This is a genomic window from Actinomadura sp. KC345 (genome assembly GCF_004348515.1).
Taxonomy (GTDB): Bacteria; Actinomycetota; Actinomycetes; order Streptosporangiales; family Streptosporangiaceae; genus Spirillospora.
Genome location: NZ_SMKH01000079.1, coordinates 1 through 20,658, shown reverse-complemented (window position 1 = coordinate 20,658; position 20,658 = coordinate 1). Strand labels below are relative to the sequence as shown.

Genomic DNA, 20,658 nt, shown 5'->3' with positions numbered 1-20,658 from the left:
CCTCCACCGGACGTTGACTTGCGGCGTGTTGTTGTTATGCGGCTGCTCATAACAACAACACGCCGCAAGTCAACGTGGCGGGCGGTCGTTTAGTGTGCGCTCGGCTGGAGAGGGTGCCCTCGGCGTGCTAAGGAGGGGCTGTGGGAACCGAGCCGCGGATGGACGGCGGGCCGCAGGCGGAGGACCGGCCCCGCGTCGCCTTCGTGCTCGGGGGCGGCGGGGTGCTCGGGGCGCACGAGGTCGGCATGCTGCGGGCGCTGCGGGAGCACGGCGTCCGGCCCGACCTCGTCGTGGGGACGTCGATCGGGGCGCTGAACGGCGCGTTCGTCGCCGCCGGGCCCGACACGGCGGTCGAGCGGCTCACCGGCCTGTGGTCGGACGACTCCGTCCGCGAGGTCTTCGGCGCGCGGGTCTGGTCGCGGCTGTGGACGCTCGCCCGCTCCGGAACCCACCTGCATTCGAACGAGCCGCTGCGCCGGATGCTCGACGAACTGCTCCCCGCCCGGACGTTCGAGGAACTGGAGATCCCGTTCCAGTGCGTCGCGGCGGGGATCGAGACGGCGATGGGCCACTGGTTCACCGACGGGCCGCTCAACCCCGCGGTGCTCGCGTCCTGCGCGGCGCCGGGGCTGCTGCCGCCCGTCCGGATCGGCGACCGGCACTACTTCGACGGCGGGCTCGTGCACAGCATCCCGGTCGGCCGCGCCGTCATGCTCGGCGCCACCACCATCTACGTCCTGCACGTCGGGCGCATCGAGCGGGACCTGCGGCCGCCGCGCCGCCCGTGGGAGGTCGGCATGGTCGCCTTCGAGATCGCGCGGCGGCACCGCTTCTTCGAGGAGATGGCGAGCCTGCCGGACGGCCTGGACGTCCACGTCCTCCCGGCGGGGGGCAAGCAGCAGAAGGCAGGGGTCGATCTCACCCAGGTGCGCTACCGGAACGTGTCCGGAATCCGCCCTCACATCGATCGCGCCTACCAGGCATCCTTGGAGTACCTCAAAGAACGGGCGTGAGATGCTGCCTCCCCCCTTCGTCCGCCGTCTGGTGCTCACACCGCTGCTGTTCCTCCTCACCCTTCTGCTCGTCGCGGTGTTCCCGGTCGCCTACGCGGTGGCGTTCGTCCTCGGACGCCGGCGCAGGCGCGCCGCCCGGCTGCTGTGGTTCGCGCTCGCGTGGGGGACGCGGGAGTCGGTCGCCGTGCTGGAGTGCGGATGGCTGTGGTGCCGCCGCCGGACCCGCGACGACCGGCACTACGACATCATCCGCCGCTACGTCGCCGGCCTGTACTCGGTCGCGCGGCGGCGGCTCGGCCTCCGCATGGAGATCGAGGGCGAGCGCGAGACCGCGCCCGGCACGGCGGCCGGCGACCGGCCGCTGATCGTCCTCAGCCGCCACGCCGGTCCCGGTGACGCGCTCCTCCTCGTCCACCACCTGCTCACCGACTACCGGCGGCGGCCCCGCGTGGTCATGAAGGCCGAACTCCAGCTGGACCCGTGCATCGACATCGCGGCGAACCGCCTGCCGAACGTGTTCGTCTCGTCCGGTGGCGGCGGCATCGACGGCATCGCGCGCCTCGCCGCCGGCCTCGGCCCCCGCGACGCGCTCGTCATCTTCCCCGAGGGCGGCAACTTCTCCCCGGAACGCCGCCGCCGCGCGATCCGGCGGCTGACCCGGCTGCGCCGCGCCGACGAGGCGGAGCGCGCGTCCCGGATGCCGAACCTGATGCCGCCCCGCCCCGGCGGCGTGCTCGCCGCGCTGGAATCCGCCCCGTCCGCCGACGTCGTGTTCGTCGCGCACATCGGGCTGGACCGGATCGCCACGGTCGCCGACGTCTGGCGGCACGTCCCGCTCGGCGGCCCCGTCCACGCCAGCTGGTGGCGGATCTCCGCCGAGGACGTCCCGCGCGGCCGCGAGGCCCGCATCGACTGGCTCTACACCCAGTGGGAGCGCGCCGACGCCTGGATCAGCGCAAACCGGGCACCCGCCCCGAAGTGACATCATGGATCCATGGGTGACGAGGGGACGGTGCGGGTCGATCTCTGGCTCTGGTCCGTGCGCCTGCTGAAGACCCGCTCGATGGCGACCACCGCGTGCCGGGCGGGGCACGTGCGCGTGAACGACGAGCGCGCCAAGCCGTCCACCTCGGTCAAGCCCGGCGACGAGATCCGGCTCCGGCACGGCGGACGGGAGCGGATCGTCATCGTCCAGAAGGTCATCCGCAAGCGGGTCGGGGCGCCGGCCGCCGCCGAGTGCCTCATCGACAGGAGCCCGCCCCCGCCGCCGCCCGAGGCGCTCATCCCGGTCGGCCGCCGGGAGCGCGGAGCGGGCCGTCCCACCAAGCGCGACCGCCGCGAGCTGGAGCGGGTCCTGGACCGCTACCGCACCCTGAACACCCCGCCCGAAGAGGACTGACCCCAAAGAGGACTGACCCCGAAGAGGACTGACCCCGAAGAGGACTGACCCCGAAGAGGACTGACCCGGAAGAGGACTGACAGCGTCTTCCCGCGCCGGGCCGGACAGGGCAGCATGGGTGATCACCATGATGAACCCGGGACCCGCGCGCCGTGCGCTGCGAACCGCCACCGCCTTCGTCGTGGCCGGGACGTCGCTGGCCGTGCTGGCGGGCGCGACGGCGGCCGACCCGCCGCCTCCCGCGAGTTCGGTGGTGACCTCGCCGAACGGTGCCCTGTCGCTGACCGTGTCCGTCGATGACGACGGCCGCCTCGGCTACTCCGTCACGCGCGAGGGGACGGTCCTCGTCGAGCCGTCCGCCCTCGGCCTGGACCTCGCCGACGGCTCGACGCTCGGCGGCGACGTCGAGGTCACCGGCACCCGCACGACGGCGCGCGACACCACCTGGCGCCCGGTGTGGGGTGCCGACGCCGTCGTCCGCGACCACCACCGCGAACTCACCGTCCAGCTCCGCCAGGCGGACGGCAGGTTCTTCAACGTCATCGTCCGCGCCTACGACGACGGTGTGGCGTTCCGCTACCACGTGCCCAGGCAGCCCGGCCTGCGGTCACTGGAGATCGTGGACGAGGCCACCGAGTTCGCCCTCGCAGGCGACCCTGCGGCGTGGTGGCACCCCCGCGACTTCGACACCGACGAGAAGACCTGGCGGTCGTCCGCCTCCAGCGCCATGGGCGCGGTCAACACCCCGGTGACGTTCCGGTACGGCACCGGGACCCACCTGTCCATCCACGAGGCGGACCTGGACGACTACGCCGCGATGACCGTCGTCCCGGCGTCGGGACGCCTCCGCGCCGCGCTCGTGCCGACCCCCGGCCGGACGGCCGCCGTCGTCACCGGCACGGGCCGGGCCACCCCCTGGCGCGCCCTCACCGTCACCCCCGACGCCGGCGGGCTGATCGAGTCCCACCTGCTGGAGAACCTCAACCCGCCCTGCGCGATCTGCGAGGACGACACCAGGTGGATCGAACCGGTCAAGTACGTCGGGATCTGGTGGCTGATCCAGCACCGCCGGGCGACCTGGAAGACCGGGCGCCTGCACGGCGCGACCACCGAACGCGCCAAGCGGTACATCGACTTCGCCGCCGCGCACGACATCCGCGGGCTCCTCGCCGAAGGGTGGAACCGCGGCTGGGAGGACGAATGGTCCGACCAGGACTTCACGACCGCCACCCCGGACTTCGACCTCCCCGGAGTCGTCGCCTACGGGAAGAGCAAAGGCGTCGAGTTCATCGCCCACAACGAGACCGGCTCGGGCGTCGACAACTACGAACGGCAGATCGACGCCGCGTTCGCCCTCTACGAACGCCTCGGCATCCGCTACCTCAAGACCGGGTACGTCGGAGAGATCCCCGGCCACCACCACTTCGACCAGCGAATGGTGAACCACTACCGGCTCGTCCTCGAAAAGGCCGCCGAGCACCGGATCAACGTCATCTGCCACGAATGCGTCCACGGCACCGGCGAGACGCGGACCTATCCCAACGCGCTGGCCCGCGAGGCGGTGCGCGGCCAGGAATGGGAGGCCTTCAGCGCGGGCAACTCCCCGGAACACACGCTCATCCTGCCCTTCACTCGCAATCTCTCCGGCCCGATGGACTACACGCCCGGCATCATGAACATCCTCTGGGACCCGCAGAAGGCCGGCCGCCGCGTGCACACCACGCTCGCCAAGCAGCTCGCCTATTTCGTCACGTACTCCTCCGGCGCCCAGATGGCCGCCGACCTGCCCGAGCACTACGCGGATTCACCCGGGCTGCGATTCATCGAGGACGTTCCGGCGAGGTGGGACGAGACGAAGGTGCTCTCCGCCGAGGTCGGCGACTCCCTTGTCGTGGCCCGGCGCGCGGGCACCGACTGGTACGTCGGCGCGATGACCGGGGACCGGGCCCGGACCCTGCGCTACCCGCTCTCGTTCCTCGGTAAAGGCACGTGGGTCGCCGAGTCCTACTCCGACGCACCGGAGACCGACTACACCGAGAATCCCACGGCCGTGGAAGTCACCAAGTCCATGGTCACCCGCGAGAAGACCATCACCGCCGTCCTGGTTCGCAGCGGCGGCCAGGCAATCCGCTTCCGCCCCGCCACACCCGCCGACCTCCAGTAGGCCGGGAGAAGGGGGCCGGGCCTCGGGGTGCATCATGTGTTCTTGATCACATCGGGTATTTCGTCATCCCATTCGAGTGACCGGCCGGAACTGCTGTTATGGGCGCTCAGTAATTGCCCGGCGACGCTCCGCAGATGTGCCTCGGGCGGTCGGGGACGTCTGCGCGTGTGATCACCATGGGCCTTCGGTAAAGCGGTTGTTGAGGCGAAGCCCGTAGCCGACACTACAGTCCCCCTCGAGGGGCGCTGGAGGCACCTTTTGTGCGGGCGAGCCGACGGCGGCCCGCACGGCCCGCGGCCCCGCTGCGGCTCATATCGCCTGCTTGAGCGGTTGTCCGGCGGAGGTGTGGTGGCACTTCCGTGCGGGCCGGGGTGTGGTCAGGTGATCGGTTGAAGCGTCAACGGTCCGCTGGTCTCGCCGAAAGATCCAGTGTTTCTCAAACCACTTGGAGGAAGCGCGGGTATCTTACGTATTAGTGACAGTCGGTGACCACCACGGGGGATGTGCATAGCAAGATCCTTGCCCCGGGCGCCAGCAGCGCAGCGAGGTAACTGTATGACAATAGATTTAACTTGGCGTAGTCATCGTCCTTCCCCTGGTCGATCCGGGCCCTCATGTGCGCACTCGCGCCCTTCGCGATCAGCTTTATGGAGTAGTCGGGCAATTTGCTCGACAGGTTGAATTAAATGTCCCACCCCGTGTTCTTTGCCCAATGGGGGAACAGTGGTTAAAGAAATCTCCGGGTCGCGCGAGTGGACGTCGTTCGACCTGGCGTCGCTCATCGAGATGGGCCGAATCAACTTCCTGGCGGGTTACGAGCGCACGCTGGATTCCATGGGGGAGCGCATCGCCGCGGAACCGATGGCCCGCGCGCGGATGGTGGCCGCCGCGGACCGGGTTCTCGCCGACGTCCTGGAAAGCCTGCGGGCCGGCCGCGTGCGGGTGGGCGAGGGCTACCGGTTCAGCGTCCACGACGACCCGGAGGGGGACCCGGCCGGAACGCCGCATCCGCGGGAGCCGCTCGTGGCGGGGTCGGTCCTCTTCGATCTCGTTCTCCGGGAGCTGGTCGAGCACCTCCCGATCGGCGACGAGCCGTCCCGCACCTTCACGCTCGCGCTCCTGGCCCTGCACCAGAGCCTCACGATGCGGCTGTCGGAGGAGTACGTCGCCCACTGCGGCCGGCTGCTCAGAAGCGTGCACCAGGCACAGAGCGGCGAGCGCGACCGGATCGCGCGCGAGCTGCACGACCGAACCGGGTTCTGGCTGAGCACCTCCTACCGACAGCTGGAGCTCCTCGACATCGCCGCCGTGCGGTCGTCGCTCCCCGCCCTTGAGGTCGAGCGGCTGACGGCGGCGCGCGGCGCGGTCCGGAACGCCATCCACACCGTGCGCGAGATGGTCTCCGAGCTCCGCCTGATCGAGCCGATGCAGGGCCTGGAGGACGCCCTGCTCACCGCTTTCGGGGCGCTGTCGGCCGACGGGACGACGATCAGGCTGAACATCAACGGCGACGAGGCCTGGGCGCCGTACGCGGTCAAGGACGAGGTGCTGCTCATCGTCCGGGAGGCCGTCCGCAACGCCGTCGTCCACGGACATCCCAGGCTCGTCGTCGTCGGCGTGCACATCGCGCCCCACGAGCTGAGGGTCTTCGTCGACGACGACGGCGGCGGATTCGACCAGACCTCCCGGACGCCCTCCGGGGGTCTGGGGCTGACGAGCATGCGGGAGCGCGCGGAACTCATGAACGGGACGCTCACGATCTCCTCCGTCCCGTTCCGCGGGACCCACGTCGAGTTGTACGTCCCACTGTCGGGACTCGCCGATGCATGAGTCCCGCGCACGCACCGGGATACTCGTCGTCGACGACCACGCGCTCTTCCGCGACGGCGTCCGCGAGATCCTCGAGTCGCAGCAGGACATGGTCGTGGTGGGCGAGGCCGGCGACAGCCACACGGCCGTCGCGCTGGCGGCCGAACGCCGGCCGAAGATAGTCCTGCTCGACATCGAGATCCCCGGGCCGGGGGCGATCACGACGGTGCGCCGCGTCCACGAGGTCTCACCCGGGACCGCCGTGGTCATCCTCAGCATGTTCGAGGGGCCGCGGCTGCTGAACGAGCTGCTGGAGGCCGGCATCCGGGCCTACCTGCTCAAGAGCGCCACCAGGCAGGAACTGGTGGCCGCGATCCGCAGTGTCGCGTCCGACGAGCACCGTGTGGTCCTGTCGGTCTCCAGGGAGAGCCTCGCCCACGTGCGCGCCCCCGCCGAGAAGCTGAGCGCCCAGGAGCGCGAGATCCTCCAACTGGCCGCAGAGGCGCTGAGCAACAAGCAGATAGCCGCCCGCCTGTCCACCAGCGAGGCCACGATCAAGAGGAACCTGCGCGGCATCTTCGCCAAACTGGGCGCCGTGTCGCGGATCGACGCCGTGAACAAGGCGGTGGCGGCCTGCCTGATCGTCGGGGTCACGGGGACCTCCGTGCCGCCCAAGCTGGTCGAACCGCAGAACAATCCCGGACGCCGGGACACGGGACACCAGCAACGGTATGTTGCCCGCGGCATGGACCACCCGGACATCGTCCGGGTGTCCAGGCGCGGCTCACGTGCCGACGAACGGGGGCGCCCGCCCCGCCGCCGCCCCTGAGGGGAACGCGAGGCAGAGCGAGGCAGGTCGCGGCATCGCGTCCACGTCCCGTCGAGGTCGAATTCCCGTCGAGGTCGAACCGAGCGGCGTCCACCGCCGTATGAGCGGAGCGCGGGGCGGCGCCCGCCCGGTCACGGGTTGTACACGCGTGCTCGCGATTCGTTGGAGCGGCTCGCGGGAGTGGACCGGACGGCTAGTCCGGGGAGAACTTTGGATCCGCCGGCTCGCCCCCTCCGGTCAATGAGGCGTGCCTTTCGGGGCGGGAGCCTTCCGATCACTCGCCGCTGTGGCTAGTTTCGGCGATAGCTGCACCGGACCTTGAGTGTTGGGAAAGGCAATGGATTTCCATGTGCTCGGCCCTGCAGAAATACTCGCCAACGGACGCAACATCATTCCTTCCGCTCCCAAGCCCCGCCAAGTGATCTCCCTGCTGATGCTGCGCAGGAACGCCGTCGTCCGGACCGACGAACTCATCGACGAACTATGGGGAGAGTGTCCGCCCGCAAGTGCGATGACAACCATTCAAACCTACATCTACAAGCTTCGCAAAATTCTGTTCGACCACGGGGCCCAGGACATTCTCAGCACCCAGCCCCGTGGCTACCTTCTGACCGTTTCCGACTCCGCGATCGACCTGTACCGTTTCGAGCGCGACCTGGCCGCGGGCCAGGAGCTTCTGGACGGCGGCCGGCCCGCCGAGGCGGCGCAGATCATGCGGGACGCGCTGGGCCTGTGGCGCGGCCGCGCGCTGGCCGACGTCGAGCAGGGGCCGCTGCTGTCCTCCTACGCGACCCGGCTGGAGGAGCTCCGGTCCCGGACGCTGGAACTGCGGATCGAGGCCGATCTGCGGCTGGGGCGCCACCGTGAACTGATCAGCGAACTCAAATCCCTCGTCCTGACCCAGCCGCTGCATGAGCATCTGCACGCATCGCTCATGATCGCCCTGCACCGGTCGGGACGGCGGTACGAAGCGCTGGAGATCTACCGGACCCTGCGTGGAAACATGGTCGAGGATCTCGGACTCGAACCGGGCCAGGAACTCAAGCGGCTGCACCAGGCTCTGCTGACCGACTCGCCGCCCGGCTGGCCGCCGTCGGACCCCGGCGAGCCGCCCTCGGAACGGCCCAGGCAGCGACCGGGGCGGCCCGGGGAACGGTCCGCGGAGCAGCAAGGCGACGGGACCGTCCAGGAAGCCGCCGCACACGCGTCCCTCTCCGTGCCCGTGCCCGTGCCCGCGGCGGCCGCCGGGACGGCGAGGTCCGACCACCCGTCCGGCGGAACCGATCGGCGTAGACCGCTGTCCTGGGGGATCGCGCCGCCCGCGCAGCTGCCTCCCGACGTCGCCGACTTCACCGGACGCGAGCGGGTCATCGAGGAGATCCTGGCCGGATTCACGCCGGTGGGCGACGCGGACCCGCCCACCGCCACACCGATCCTGGCGATCTCGGGAATGCCGGGCGTCGGCAAGACCGCTCTCATGGTCCACCTCGCCCACCGGCTACGCCCGCGCTTCCCCGACGGGCAGCTCTACGCGGAGCTGCGCGGTTCCACCGGCGAGCCCCGGGACCTGGCGGAGATCCTTCGCGGCTTCCTGCGCGCCCTGGGCATCCCCGACGCGCGGTTGCCCGACGGACTCGAGGAGCGCAGCGCGCTGTTCCGCTCGATGACCGCTGACCACCGCCTGCTGGTGGTCGTCGACGATGCCGCGCGGCCGGCCGATCTGCGTCCGCTGCTGCCCGGCGACCCGCGCTGCGGCGTCGTGGTCACCGGTCGGCGCCGGCTCCATGGACTGGCCGGTGTGCGTGACGTCGGGCTCGACGTGCTCGCCCCGGACGAGGGCCTGGAGATGCTGGCGCACCTGACCGGAAGGGACCGCCTGGAGCGGGCGCCGCACGCGGCCCGGCGCCTGGTGGCGCTGGGCGGCGGCCTGCCGTTCGCGTTGCGGTGCATCGGCAGCCGGATCGCGATGATGCCGGGGCTGGCGCTCGACGAGGTGGCGGAGCAGGTGCGGCGATCCCCGCTGGACCTGCTGCGGATCGGTGAGCTGGACATGCGCAGCGCCTACGACGCGAGCTACGGGGGGCTCAGCCGCCTGGAACAGGGCATCTTCCGGCTGCTCAGCATGCTGCCGGAGGACGGCTTCACCGCGGCCTCGGCGGCGGGCCTGCTCGGCTGGGAGGCGGACGACCTCCTGCGGATCCTTGAGCGCCTGGTGGACGAGTATCTGATCACGGTCGTCGCCTGGGACGCCGGCGGGCCCCGGTACCGGTTGCCCACGCTGACCCTGGCCTACGCCCGTGAGCGGCTGACCTCCACGCTGGCGTCCATGTCCCGGGGCACCGCCGAGCCGGACCGCGAGCTCGTGCCTCTTGAGGGGCGATGAGATGGGCCGCCGGGTAGCCGAGGCGGGAACGGGCGGTCGGGCGGCCCGCGCCCAGGGGCAGGCGGTACCGCACGGGCACGGGAAGGGGGTTCCATGCGGGTGATGTTCGCTGTGCCTCCCGCGAAAGTGCATGTGTACGCGCAGGTGCCGCTGGCCTGGGCGCTGCGGGCGGCGGGCCACGAGGTGTGCGTCGCCAGTCCCCCCGACGTGGCCGGCGACATCGCGCGCACCGGTCTGACCGCGGTCCCCGTCGGGGACGCTCTCCAGCCCGAGGTCCGGATCAGTCAGGTCGGCGAGCACGATGCGGAGGCCGGGCCGTCCGACGGACCCGGAGAGGCGGAATGGCAGCAGGTGCTCGCCGGCATGGCCGAGTTCCGTGCGGAGCGGCTGACCCACGACCATATCTACGCCGTGCAGACCGCGTGGACGATGATCTTCCAGGACATCGCCTCGCCCCGCGCGACGGACGACCTGGTCGCCTTCGCGCGTTTCTGGAGGCCGGACCTCGTCATCTGGGACACGCTGTTCTTCGCGGGCCCGGTGGCGGCCCGCGGCTGCGGCGCGGCGCACGCCCGGCTGCTGTTCGGTCTGGACCTGGTGGCCCGGATGCGCGAGCTGTACGCCGCGGAGGCGCGCCGCAGGCCGCCGGAGCTGCGCGAGGACCCGGTGGGGGAGTGGCTGGGCTGGACGCTGGCGCGCTACGGGCACGAGTTCGACGAGGAGATGGTCGTCGGCCAGTGGACGATCGATCCGGTCCTGTCGTCCATGCGGCTGCCCGTGGCGCACCGGTACGTGCCGGTCCGCCATGTGCCCTACAACGGCCAGTCGGTGGTCCCGGACTGGCTGGGGGAGCCCCCGGAACGCCGGCGCGTGTGCCTGACCCTGGGCCTGTCCCATCGGGAGGTGCTCGGCGGGGACCGTGCCTCGGTCGCCGAGCTGCTGGCCGCGGTCGCCGAGGTGGACGCCGAGGTGGTCGCGACGCTGAACGCCGACCAGCTCGCGGGCGTGTCCGACGTGCCGGGCAACGTCCGGGCCGTCGACTTCGTGCCGATGAACGAGCTGCTGCCCACGTGTTCGGCGATCGTCCACCAGGGCGGCTTCGGCACCCTGCAGACCGCGCTGGCGCACGGGATTCCCCAGGTCCTGCTCCCCAACCGGCTGCGCGACTGGGACAGCCTTCCGTGGGCGGAGCGGGTGCAGCGCTCCGGCGCGGGCCTGTGCGCCCCCGACGCCCAGGGCGTCACCGCCGGAGGGCTGCGCGACATGCTGGCGCGGGTGCTGGACGACCCCTCGTTCGGGGAGAGGGCGGCCCTGCTGCGAACCGAGATGCTCGGCACACCCGCCCCGGCCGACATCGTCCCGCTGCTGGAGAGGCTCACCGCCGAACACCGGCGGTGAGCCCGCGGCGCGGCCGGCTACAGCGTCGCCCGGCGCATCAGCCGCCCGCCGAGCATCAGGCCGGCCACCGCGGTCCCGGCGGCGGCCAGCGACCCGTAGAGCACCGACATGTCGGTGAAGCCGCCCGTGAACAGCGTGCGCTCGGCTTCGACGATGTAGGAGGCGGGATTGGCGCGGCTGATGGCGTAGACCCAGGACGGAGCCTGTTCCATCGGCAGCAGGACCCCCGAGGACAGGAGCAAGGGGAAGAACGCCAGTTGCTGCACGCCGTAGAACACCGTCTGGTTCTTCTTCGCGGCGATGGCGAGGGCGAAGGACAGGGAGCCGAGCCCGATGCCGAACACGGCCAGGATCAGCAGGCCCACCAGGGCCCCGGCCGGATAGAGCCGGAACTCCGAGGGCAGGAGCACGACGATGAGCAGGACGGCCTGCGCGAGCAGCGTGACCATTTCCTTCATGGTCCGGCCGATCAGGATCGCCACCCGGCTCAGCGGGGTGACCAGCATCCGCTCGAACGAGCCGGACGCCATCTCGTTCAGCAGCCCGGCTCCCGCGCCGGTGGTGCCCGACAGCGCCAGCATGACAAGGATCCCGGGCAGGAACCACTGCCACGGCGAGCCGCCGAGACCCGGGATGTCCGACAGCAGCGGCCCGAACAGCAGCAGGAAGAGCAGCGGCAGGATCATGTTGATGAGCAGGCCGAACGGGTTGCGCAGCTCCGGGACCATCTCCCGGGCGAAGGTGGTGCCGGTGTCGGTGACGATCTTCATGGCCGGGCCCCCTCGATCGCCGGGCCGGGCTGGTCGGCCGGCTGCGCGGTCTCGCGGAGACTGCGCCCGGTGAGTGTGAGGAACACGTCGTCGAGGGTCGGGCGCTGGAGATCGGCGGTGCGGGCGTGCAGTCCGGCGGCGTCCAGGGCGCGCAGGAGCTCGGGAAGCATCACGTCCCCGCGGGCGGTGCGCACCCGTACCGTGGCGTCGTCCCGCTCGGTCTCCGCCGCGCCGGGCATGGCGCCGGCGATCTCGGCGGCCCGCGCGGCGTCCGCCGCACAGTCGGCGGTGATCGTGATGCGGTCTCCGGCCAGCCGGGTCTTCAGCCGTCCGGGCGTGTCATCGGCGATCACCGATCCCTGGTCCACGATCATCACCCGGTCCGCCCACTGGTCGGCCTCCTCCAGGTAGTGGGTGGTGAAGAAGACGGTCGCGGCGGTCTGCCCGCGCAATCTCAGGATGTGCTCCCAGAGGTTGGCTCTGCTCTGCGGGTCCAGACCCGTCGTGGGCTCGTCGAGGAACAGCAGCGAGGGGCGGTGGACCAGGGCCATGGCGATGTCGAGGCGGCGCCGCTGGCCGCCCGACAGCGTCCCGGCCGATCGCTTGGCCAGGCCCGTCAGCTCCATGTCGGCCATCAGTTCCCCGGCGCGTGTCCGGGCGTCGGCGCGGCTCAGGCCCTGCCAGCGCCCCTGTGTCACCAGCTCGTCACGGACGCGGAAGGCCGAACCCGCGCCGTTGTTCTGTCCGAGGTAGCCGATCCGCCGGCGCACGCCCGCCGGATCGGCGCGCACGTCGCGGCCCGCCACCACCGCGCTCCCCGAGGTCGGGGGCAGCACCGTGGTCAGCATCCGCAGGCTGGTCGACTTGCCCGCGCCGTTGGGGCCGAGGAAGGCGACGAGTTCGCCGGCCTCGACGTCGATGTCGAGGCTTCGCACGGCCTCCACCATCTCGTTCTTGAGGCGGAAATGGCGGGTCAGGCCGCGTGTGTGGATCATCATGCCGCTCCACTGGCTTGTTTTCTGGCAGCCGAAGAGAAGGTCGAGAGGGACTCGGGCTTGACATTTCAAAGGCTAGGACGGTTTGATACGTCACTGTCAGGGCCCCTGACGCTGACGCGCGGGCCTTCAGAGCAGCGCCCGGGGGTGGCGGTCCGTGCTCGGTCAACCGAGGTTCCCGATCGCCTACCTGCTCCTGTGCGCCGGAACCCTCGCGGCGCGCCCGGCGGAGGAGGAACTGCGCCCGCACGGCCTCAGCGTGCGGCAGTTCGGGCTCCTGGCTCAGCTCAGGCTCGAACCCGAGCTGAGCATGTCCGACCTGGCCCGCCAGCTCGGGGTCACGCGGCAGTCCCTGCACGAGCTGGTCGGCGCCCTCGAACAGGCGGGTCACGTCCGGCGCCTTCCGGGCTCGACGGGACGGACCCGCAGGGTGGAGATGTCGGCGGGCACCGAGTACCTGCTCTCGCGCCTGGAGGCGCCGCTGGAGCGTACGGAAAGGGCCCTTCTCAGCGGGTTCACCCCCGATGAACGCGAAACGCTGCGCACCCTCTTGCAGCGCCTCCTCGCGCAGGTGACCGACGACGAGGCGTGGCTGCCGGAGGACTGACGGGCGAGGCGGCTCCGCTACCCGGATCCGGCCGCCAGTTCCTCCAGCGTCCGCACCAGCCGCGCCGGCGCCGGGCGGGCCATCGACTCCTCGCGCAGCCCGGCCGCGGCCTTCCGGTAGGAGTCGTCGGCGACCAGCTCGCGGGCCGCCGCGCGGATGGCCGCCCGATCGGCACGGTGGCCCGGCAGGTGCACTCCGGCGTCGGCGGCCGCGACCCGCTCGCCGGTGACCGCCTGCTCGGCCGCGAAGGTCGTGATGAGCTGGGGCACGCCCGCCCAGAGGGCGGTCATGGCGCTGCCCGCGCCGCCGTGGTGCACCACGGCGGCGCAGCCCGGCAGCAGCGCCCGCAGCGGCGCGTGTTCCACCACGCGCACGGACGCGGGCACCACGCCCAGCGCGGCCACGTCCGCGGCGGTCGCCGTGACGATCACCTCGTGGCCGAGCCCGTCCAGGCTCCGCAGGATCTCCGGCAGCAGGTAGGAGTCCGGCCCCGAGACCTTGGACAGGGCCGTCGACCACGTCACGCAGATCCGCGGCCGGCCGGGCGGCTCCAGCAGCCACGCCGGGACGGGCGCGTTCCCGTTGTAGGGGACGTACCGGACCGGGAGGCGCCGGGCGGGCACCGGGACGTCCAGCGAGGCGGGGCACGGGTCCACCACTCTCTCGATCATGTCGAGTGACAGCTCGCCCAGGCCGTACCGCGGGAACGAGCCGCTGTGGTCGGTCGGCACGATGCGCATGTGCTCGGCCTCGTGCGTGCTGACCGGTCCCCACAGGCACAGCGCGCCCGGGACGCCGCACACGCGTGCGGCCAGCAGTCCCTCCAGGCTCGCCGGATCGTGGAGCACCAGATCCGGCCGCCACGCACGGGAGACCTCGACGGCCGCGTCGAAGCTTCGCGCGGCACGCGCGGCCAGGTCCGGCGCGGCGTCGGCCTGGTGGCCGTCGGCGTCGAAGTCGCCCAAGTCGCGCAGGGGCTCGCCTGTCACCGGATGGGGTGGAAGCCAGGGGTAGGGCCAGAGGCCGTCCACGGCTTCCTGGTAATACTGCAAGCGGAGCCTCAGGACGACGTCCATGCCGTCCAGCACCGGGACGGGTGACAGGCCCGCCTCGCCCACATGCCGCACCTGAGAGGGCGTGCACAGCACCCGGACCTCGTGCCCCGCGGACTGCAACGCCCAGCCGAGCGGAACCATCGCGGAGTAATGGGTTGGCCATGAGGACACGGTGAACAGCACGCGCACGAGCGCTCCTTGGGCCGGGTCAGAGAGTCACGTCCATCATTTCGCGCCCAGAGCGTCCCAGGCACTCGCGTCCATCCACGCTGGCAGCCCGTCCTCCCCGTTGACGCCCTTCTCCACGAAGACGATGTTGTGGTACATGTGCACGCCGACCACCGTCCGCTGCGTCAGGCTGGGTTCGGTGTCGCTCCGCTGCTCGTACTCCCGGTGGTGCAGGTCGTCCAGCAGCCTCTTGACGAGGCCGATCGACGTGTGCGGTTCGGCCGTGTCCCCGGAGCTACCGCCGAACCCCGGGAAGTACGCGGTCTGCAGATCCTCGATGACGTAGAGCCCGCCCGCACGCACGTACGAGAAGAGCGTCCGGAACGAGGTGTGGACGTGCTCGTTCATGTGGCTCCCGTCATCGATGACGACGTCGAAGGGGCCGTGCTCCTCCGCGATGGCGATCAGCTCTTCCGGAGCGTTCTGGTCGCCGGTCAGGGCGGTCAGCCGGGTCTCGTTCAGCTCGGACTTGTCGTAGAGGTCGAGCCCGAATATCTCGCCGCGGTGAAAGAAGCGCTTCCACATCTTCAGGGAGGAACCGCCCGGATCGTCCTCGTACCCTCCGATGCCGATCTCCAGGATCCGCACCGGCTCGTCGCGGAGCGACGCGAAGTGGCGCTCGTAGTGGGGGGTGTACCAATGGAAGCTGGCCCACTTGTCCGAGCCGTACCGCAGCGAGAGCTCGCCCAGATCGGGGCACCGGGGGGCGCAGCCGGCCATGACGGTGCCCGTGGCCTGCGCGGCGGAGGACAGCAGCGTGGACAGTTCGGAGAACATCGAGTACAGGCTCTCGGGGTCGTCCGGCGACGGCAGGAACGTGTTGCGGAAGTCCCCCGTCATGCGACGGTCCCCGCGCCCGTAGAGGCGCCGGACCAGGTCGGTGACGCCGATGCCCACCTGGGACCAGATGGTCCCCGGCCGGTCCTCGCGGAGGCGGACGGGGCGGTCCCGCACCACGTGCAGCACCAGGCGTCGCTCCTGGTCCCTGTGACCGACGTCCAAGGCCACGTCGATGGGCATGGGGTTGACCGGTTCCGGGCAGCGGAAGCAGATCTCCTCCCCCAGGGCCCGCGCGACCGCATCCAGGCCCGCGGCGTCGACCAGGGCCTGGATCTGATCGTCCGAGGCGGTGCCCGCGTGAACGAGACGCCGGGTCAGATCGGTCAGATCGGTGGGGTCCTGATCTGTTGGATCTGTCAGTTCGGTCTGGGTGTCCACCATGCTGACGCTTCCTTTGCCGGCTGGGAGATGACCGCCTCAGCGTGCGCTCCACGCCTCGACACCCGCTCGATCACCGTTGGACGTCCGGGACGTCACCGAGACTCGACGTCCCCGACCGAGGTCACTCGAAATCGGCGCGATGGTCGGCGACCCACTGGGCGAACGTGCGCGCGGGGCGGCCGGTGACGTTCTCCGCGGTCGGGCCCACCGGCTCGTCCTCGGGCTCCTGCAGCAGCCAGTCGGCGGCCTCGGGCGGCATGCCCCGGCCGATCCACAGCTTGCGGGCCTGCTCGCGGGTGAGCTCGTCGAAGCGGATTTCCCGGCCCAGGACGCCGCCGAGGATCCGCACCTGCTCGACCTTCGTGAGCGACTCCGGCCCGGTGAGGGCGTATCGCTGTCCGGCATGGCCGTCCTCCAGCAGCGCGGTCACCGCCACGTCGGCCACGTCGGCCTCGTGCACCATCACGCTGCGGGCCTGCCCGTAGGGCGCCTCCACGACGTTCCGGGCACGGATGGAGGGCGCCCACATGTCCAGCAGGTTGGCCATGAACTCCCCGGGGCGGATGTGCGTCCACTCGACCCCGGACGCCTCCACCGCCAGTTCCACGGCGCGGTGATGGTCTCCGCTGTAGTCGCCCTCCGTGTAGGAGGCCGCGATCGAGGACAGCACGACGATCCTGCGGACCCCGGCGTCGCGGGCCGCGGCGGCGACGGCTTCGACGGAGTCCGGCACGGGGAACAGGTAGACGCGGCCGACGCCCTCAAGCGCGGTCTTCAGCCCTTCCGGGTCTCTCAGGTCGCCCGGCAGCACCTCGACACCGGCGGGCAGCCGGGCGCCGCCGGGCCTGCGCGTCACCGCACGGACCGCTTCACCGGCCCTGAGCAGCCCGTCGACCACGTGCCGTCCGACCTTCCCCGTCGCTCCCGTCACGAGAACGGTCACGGTTCCACCCCTTCGTCCGTCCGCTGAGCCGGCGGGCAGTCCTCCACCGGTTCGCCGCAGTGTTCCCCACCAGAGTCTCAAACGACTCGAAGGCGGATGGCCGGGTGACGAGGCCCTGTCCGTGCCGTCATCGAGCACGCCGCGAGCGGGCTCGGTCACGCTCCTTCACCAGGACTACGTGCACACGTGGAGCGACGTCGACGATCTCCGGGAGGACACATGCCCAGCACGGACGGCCGCACCGCCGTGGTCACCGGCGCCACCAGCGGCATCGGTCTCGCTGTCACCAGGCTGCTCGGCGAACGGGGCCTGCGGGTCTTCATCTGCGCCCGCGGCGACGACGCGGTGGCGCACACCGTCAAGACCCTGCGCGACGAGGGCGTCGAGGCGGACGGCCGGGCGTGCGATGTGCGGTCGACGGAGCAGGTGGGGGCGTTCATCGGCGCGGCGGTCGAGCGTTTCGGCTCGGTGGACGTGCTGGTGAACAACGCAGGACGCAGCGGCGGCGGTCCCACCGCCCAGCTGAGCGACGAGCTGTGGCTCGACGTCATGGACACCAACCTCAACAGCGTCCTCCGGGTGACGCGCGAAACCCTCACCACGGGGGGAATGCTGAAGCGGGGCACCGGCCGGATCATCAACATCGCCTCGACCGGCGGCAAGCAGGGCTTGGTGCTGGGGGCGCCCTACTCGGCGTCCAAGCACGGCGTCGTCGGCTTCACCAAGGCGCTCGGCCTCGAACTGGCCAAGACCGGCATCGCGGTCAACGCGGTGTGCCCCGGATACGTGGAGACGCCGATGGCGCAGCGCGTCCGACAGGGCTACGCCGAGGTGTGGGACATCACCCCGGACGAGGTCCTCGAACGCTTCGAGGCCAAGATCCCGATGGGCCGCTACAGCACCCCCGAGGAGGTCGCCGGCCTGGTCGGCTATCTGATCGAGGAATCGGCCGCACCGATCACCGCCCAGGCGATCAACGTCTGCGGCGGGCTGGGCAACTACTGACCGAGGACGGAGCCGATGTCGCAACCGGAGTCCCACGAAGCCGAACACCAGATCACCGTCCAGGCCCCCGCGCGCCGCTTGTACGAGCTGGTGGCCGATGTCGCCGAATGGCCGCGGATCTTCCCTCCCACCGTGCACGCGGACTACGTCGAGCGCGGTGACGCGCAGGAGCGCATCCGCCTCTGGGCGACCGCCAACGGCGAGGTCAAGAGCTGGACCTCCCGCCGCAGGCTGGACCCGTCCGGCCTTCGCGTCGAATTCCGCCAGGAGGTGTCGCAGCCTCCCGTGGCCGGGATGGGCGGTACCTGGTCGATCGAGCCGCTCTCGGACACCGAGAGCAGGGTGCGCCTCCTGCACGACTTCCAGGCCGTCGGCGACGACCCGGAGAAGGTCGAGTGGATCCGGCGTGCGATCGACCGCAACAGCGACGCGGAGCTGGCCGCGCTCAAGGCGGCCGCCGAGCTCGGCGAGCGTCAGGACGAACTGGTCATGTCCTTCGACGACGCGGTCACGGTCGACGGCGCCGCCGAGGAGGTCTACGACTTCATCTACGACGCCAAGCGCTGGCCCGAGCGGCTCGCGCACGTCGCCAAGGTGAACCTGGAGGAGGACGTCCCCAACATCCAGACGCTGGGGATGGACACGCGGGCCCCCGACGGTTCGGTGCACACCACGAACTCCGTCCGGATCTGCTTCCCCCACGACCGGATCGTGTACAAGCAGCTCCTGACGCCCGCCCTGCTGTCGGCGCACACCGGCGAGTGGCTCGTCCGCCAGGAGCCGGACGGTGCCGTCGTCACCTCCGTCCACACCGTGGTCATCGATCCGGACGCCGTCCCACGGGTGCTCGGCGAGAACGCCACGGTCGCCGACGCGCGCTCCTTCGTCCGCGACGCGCTGGGACGCAACAGCACGACGACGATGCGCCATGCGAAGGCCCATGCCGAACAGGTCTCCCGCCGCTGAGCATGCGCCCGGTCCCGAGGAGAATGCGATGCGTGTCCTATTCGTGACGCTGCCCTTCAAGGCCCACCTGTATCCGCGGGTCCCGTTGGCGTGGGCGCTGCGGGCCGCCGGACACGAGGTGCGCGTGGCCGGCCATCCCGACCTGGTGGAGGAGATCACCAGCACCGGCCTGACCGCGGTCCCGGTCGGCGAGGCGCTCGACCAGGGCGACAGGATGGCCGAGATCCGCGAGTACCAGGAGGCGGAGAAGGCCGCGAAGGGAGAGGTCCCCGATCCCGAGGCGCTGATGAGGATGGACGAGCTGCGGCCGCGCGAGCTCACCCCCGACTTCCTGCAGGGCCTTTTCACGGTGATGACCACCGTGGTGTTCCAGCGGCTCTCCGAACCGCGGATGACGGACGATCTGGTGGCCTTCGCCCGCCAGTGGCGCCCGCACCTGGTGGTCTGGGACCCGCTCTCGTTCGCCGGCGCGGTCGCGGCGCGGTCGTGCGGTGCCGCCCACGCCAGGCTCATGTACGGGCTGGACCTCATCGGCAGGATGCGGCAGAGCTACCGGGAGTCGCTGGCCCGCAGGCCGCCGGAGCTGCGGGAGGACCCGGTGGCCGAATGGCTGGATCCGGTCCTGCGGCGGTACGGCTGCGAGTTCGGCGAGGACGTGCTCCTCGGTCAGTGGACCATCGACCCGGGCCCGCCGGAGATGCGGCTGGAGGTCGACCACCAGTACGTACCGGTGCGGCATGTCTCCTACAACGGCCGGGCGACGGTCGCCGGCTGGCTCAGGGAGCCGCCGAAACGGCGCCGTGTGTGCCTGACGCTCGGGCTGTCGCATCGCGAGGTGCTCGGCGGGAACCAGTTGTCGATCAACGGGCTGCTGGAGGCGGTGGCCGATGTGGACGCCGAGGTGGTGGCGACGCTGAACGCCGACCAGATGGCGGGCGTGTCCAGCGTGCCGGACAACGTCAGGGTCGTCGACTTCGCCCCGATGAACGAGCTGCTCGCGACCTGCTCCGCGGTCATGCACCAGGGTGGGACGGGGACGTCGCAGACCGCACTCGCCCATGGCGTCCCGCAGGTCATCCTGCCCGGAGAGCTGTGGGACACCATGCTCAAGGCGGAGTGGCTTGAGCGGGCCGGCGTCGCCCTGCACACGCCCGCCCCCGAGAGCGCCACCGCGGGGCAACTGCGCGCCATGTTGCTGCGCGTTCTGGACGAGCCGTCGTTCGCGCGGAACGCGGGGCGGCTGCGCACCGAGATGCTGGGCATGCCCGCGCCCGCGGACATCGTGCCTTTGCTGGAAAGACTGACCGTCGAGCACCACGGCTCCCGGAACGGGTGAGGCACATGCGCGTCCTGTTCGTGACCGTCCCCGCCAAGGCGCACCTGTACGCGCAGGTCCCGGTGGCGTGGGCGCTGCGGTCGGCCGGGCACGAGGTGCGTGTGGCCAGCCACCCCGAGCTGGTGGAGGACATCACGCGCACCGGCCTGACCGCCGTGCCGGTCGGCGATCCCCTCGACCAGGCGGCGTTGGTCGAGGAGGACCGCGAACGCCAGGCGGCGGACGAGGCTCTGGACGGCGAGGTCCCCGATCCCGAGGTGCTGATGGCGCTGGACGACCTGCGTCCGGAGGCGGCTTCGGCCGACCACCTCCAGGGCCTGTTCACCGTGACGACCGCGCTGGTCTACCAGAGCTTCTCGCCCCCCGCGCTGGTCGACGACCTGGTCGGTTTCGCGCGGGAGTGGCGGCCGGATCTGGTGGTCTGGGACACGCTCGTCTTCGCCGGTGGGGTGGCGGCGCGGGTGTGTGGGGCGGCGCATGCGCGGTTGTTGTACGGGTTGGATTTGTTGGGGTGGCAGCGTGGGCGGTATTTGGGGT

The 20,658-nt window shown here is 71.0% G+C and carries 17 protein-coding genes and 1 pseudogene; 13 read left to right on the top strand and 5 right to left on the bottom strand.

The window, feature by feature from the left end; genetic code table 11:
• The first annotated feature begins 140 nt into the window (after nt 1-140).
• The 8 genes from E1281_RS15690 (at nt 141) to E1281_RS15655 (ending at nt 10,995) form a co-directional block, all read left to right on the top strand.
• Nucleotides 141-1,013: a patatin-like phospholipase family protein gene (locus tag E1281_RS15690; protein WP_243716987.1), complete on the top strand. Its 873-nt coding sequence runs from the start codon at nt 141-143 to the stop codon at nt 1,011-1,013.
• A 1-nt stretch (nt 1,014) separates the two neighbouring features.
• Entirely contained in the window at nt 1,015-1,995 is a 981-nt protein-coding gene (locus tag E1281_RS15685; protein WP_131878773.1) for a 1-acyl-sn-glycerol-3-phosphate acyltransferase, read from the top strand.
• Between the two features lie 12 nt (nt 1,996-2,007).
• Nucleotides 2,008-2,412: an RNA-binding S4 domain-containing protein gene (locus tag E1281_RS15680; RefSeq protein ID WP_131878771.1), complete on the top strand. Its 405-nt coding sequence runs from the start codon at nt 2,008-2,010 to the stop codon at nt 2,410-2,412.
• 127 nt (nt 2,413-2,539) lie between these two features.
• Nucleotides 2,540-4,576, top strand: coding sequence for a glycoside hydrolase family 97 protein (locus tag E1281_RS15675; protein WP_131878769.1), 2,037 nt, complete (start codon nt 2,540-2,542; stop codon nt 4,574-4,576).
• 723 nt (nt 4,577-5,299) lie between these two features.
• Nucleotides 5,300-6,406 (top strand): ATP-binding protein, encoded by a 1,107-nt coding sequence (locus tag E1281_RS15670; RefSeq protein ID WP_131878767.1) that lies wholly within the window; start codon nt 5,300-5,302, stop codon nt 6,404-6,406.
• Entirely contained in the window at nt 6,399-7,214 is an 816-nt protein-coding gene (locus E1281_RS15665; RefSeq protein WP_131878765.1) for a response regulator transcription factor, read from the top strand. Before E1281_RS15670 ends, E1281_RS15665 begins: the two co-directional genes overlap by 8 nt.
• Before the next feature lie 337 nt (nt 7,215-7,551).
• Entirely contained in the window at nt 7,552-9,597 is a 2,046-nt protein-coding gene (locus E1281_RS15660; RefSeq protein WP_131878763.1) for an AfsR/SARP family transcriptional regulator, read from the top strand.
• Between the two features lie 102 nt (nt 9,598-9,699).
• A complete protein-coding gene (locus E1281_RS15655; protein ID WP_279433617.1) occupies nt 9,700-10,995 on the top strand; it encodes an activator-dependent family glycosyltransferase in 1,296 nt (431 codons plus the stop codon).
• A 17-nt stretch (nt 10,996-11,012) separates the two neighbouring features.
• Here the strand turns inward: E1281_RS15655 and E1281_RS15650 are convergent, their stop codons facing one another.
• Nucleotides 11,013-11,765 carry an ABC transporter permease gene (locus E1281_RS15650; RefSeq protein ID WP_131878759.1) on the bottom strand — a complete coding sequence of 251 codons (753 nt, stop codon included), beginning with the start codon at nt 11,763-11,765 and terminating at the stop codon, nt 11,013-11,015.
• Nucleotides 11,762-12,760 carry an ATP-binding cassette domain-containing protein gene (locus E1281_RS15645; RefSeq protein WP_131878787.1) on the bottom strand — a complete coding sequence of 333 codons (999 nt, stop codon included), beginning with the start codon at nt 12,758-12,760 and terminating at the stop codon, nt 11,762-11,764. The genes E1281_RS15650 and E1281_RS15645 overlap by 4 nt, the downstream gene beginning before the upstream one ends.
• Nucleotides 12,761-12,917: 157 nt before the next feature.
• On the opposite strand from E1281_RS15645, the gene E1281_RS15640 reads away from it, so the two are divergent.
• Complete coding sequence (locus E1281_RS15640) at nt 12,918-13,367, top strand: MarR family transcriptional regulator (RefSeq protein ID WP_207943299.1); 450 nt, start codon at nt 12,918-12,920, stop codon at nt 13,365-13,367.
• A 17-nt stretch (nt 13,368-13,384) separates the two neighbouring features.
• On the opposite strand, the gene E1281_RS15635 is transcribed toward E1281_RS15640, so the two are convergent.
• From E1281_RS15635 to E1281_RS15625, 3 genes are all read right to left on the bottom strand, one after another.
• Nucleotides 13,385-14,611: a nucleotide disphospho-sugar-binding domain-containing protein gene (locus tag E1281_RS15635; RefSeq protein ID WP_131878757.1), complete on the bottom strand. Its 1,227-nt coding sequence runs from the start codon at nt 14,609-14,611 to the stop codon at nt 13,385-13,387.
• Nucleotides 14,612-14,647: 36 nt separating this feature from the next.
• Complete coding sequence (locus tag E1281_RS15630) at nt 14,648-15,871, bottom strand: class I SAM-dependent methyltransferase (RefSeq protein WP_131878755.1); 1,224 nt, start codon at nt 15,869-15,871, stop codon at nt 14,648-14,650.
• A gap of 121 nt (nt 15,872-15,992) precedes the next feature.
• A complete protein-coding gene (locus E1281_RS15625; RefSeq protein WP_131878753.1) occupies nt 15,993-16,814 on the bottom strand; it encodes an NAD(P)H-binding protein in 822 nt (273 codons plus the stop codon).
• A gap of 219 nt (nt 16,815-17,033) precedes the next feature.
• On the opposite strand from E1281_RS15625, the gene E1281_RS15620 reads away from it, so the two are divergent.
• The 4 genes and pseudogenes from E1281_RS15620 to E1281_RS41235 form a co-directional block, all read left to right on the top strand.
• Complete coding sequence (locus tag E1281_RS15620) at nt 17,034-17,819, top strand: SDR family NAD(P)-dependent oxidoreductase (protein WP_131878751.1); 786 nt, start codon at nt 17,034-17,036, stop codon at nt 17,817-17,819.
• A 15-nt stretch (nt 17,820-17,834) separates the two neighbouring features.
• Nucleotides 17,835-18,785 (top strand): aromatase/cyclase, encoded by a 951-nt coding sequence (locus E1281_RS15615; protein ID WP_131878749.1) that lies wholly within the window; start codon nt 17,835-17,837, stop codon nt 18,783-18,785.
• Between the two features lie 28 nt (nt 18,786-18,813).
• Nucleotides 18,814-20,121: an activator-dependent family glycosyltransferase gene (locus E1281_RS15610; protein WP_131878747.1), complete on the top strand. Its 1,308-nt coding sequence runs from the start codon at nt 18,814-18,816 to the stop codon at nt 20,119-20,121.
• A gap of 5 nt (nt 20,122-20,126) precedes the next feature.
• Nucleotides 20,127-20,658 (top strand): annotated as a pseudogene (locus E1281_RS41235) (glycosyl transferase family 28); the annotation flags it as partial.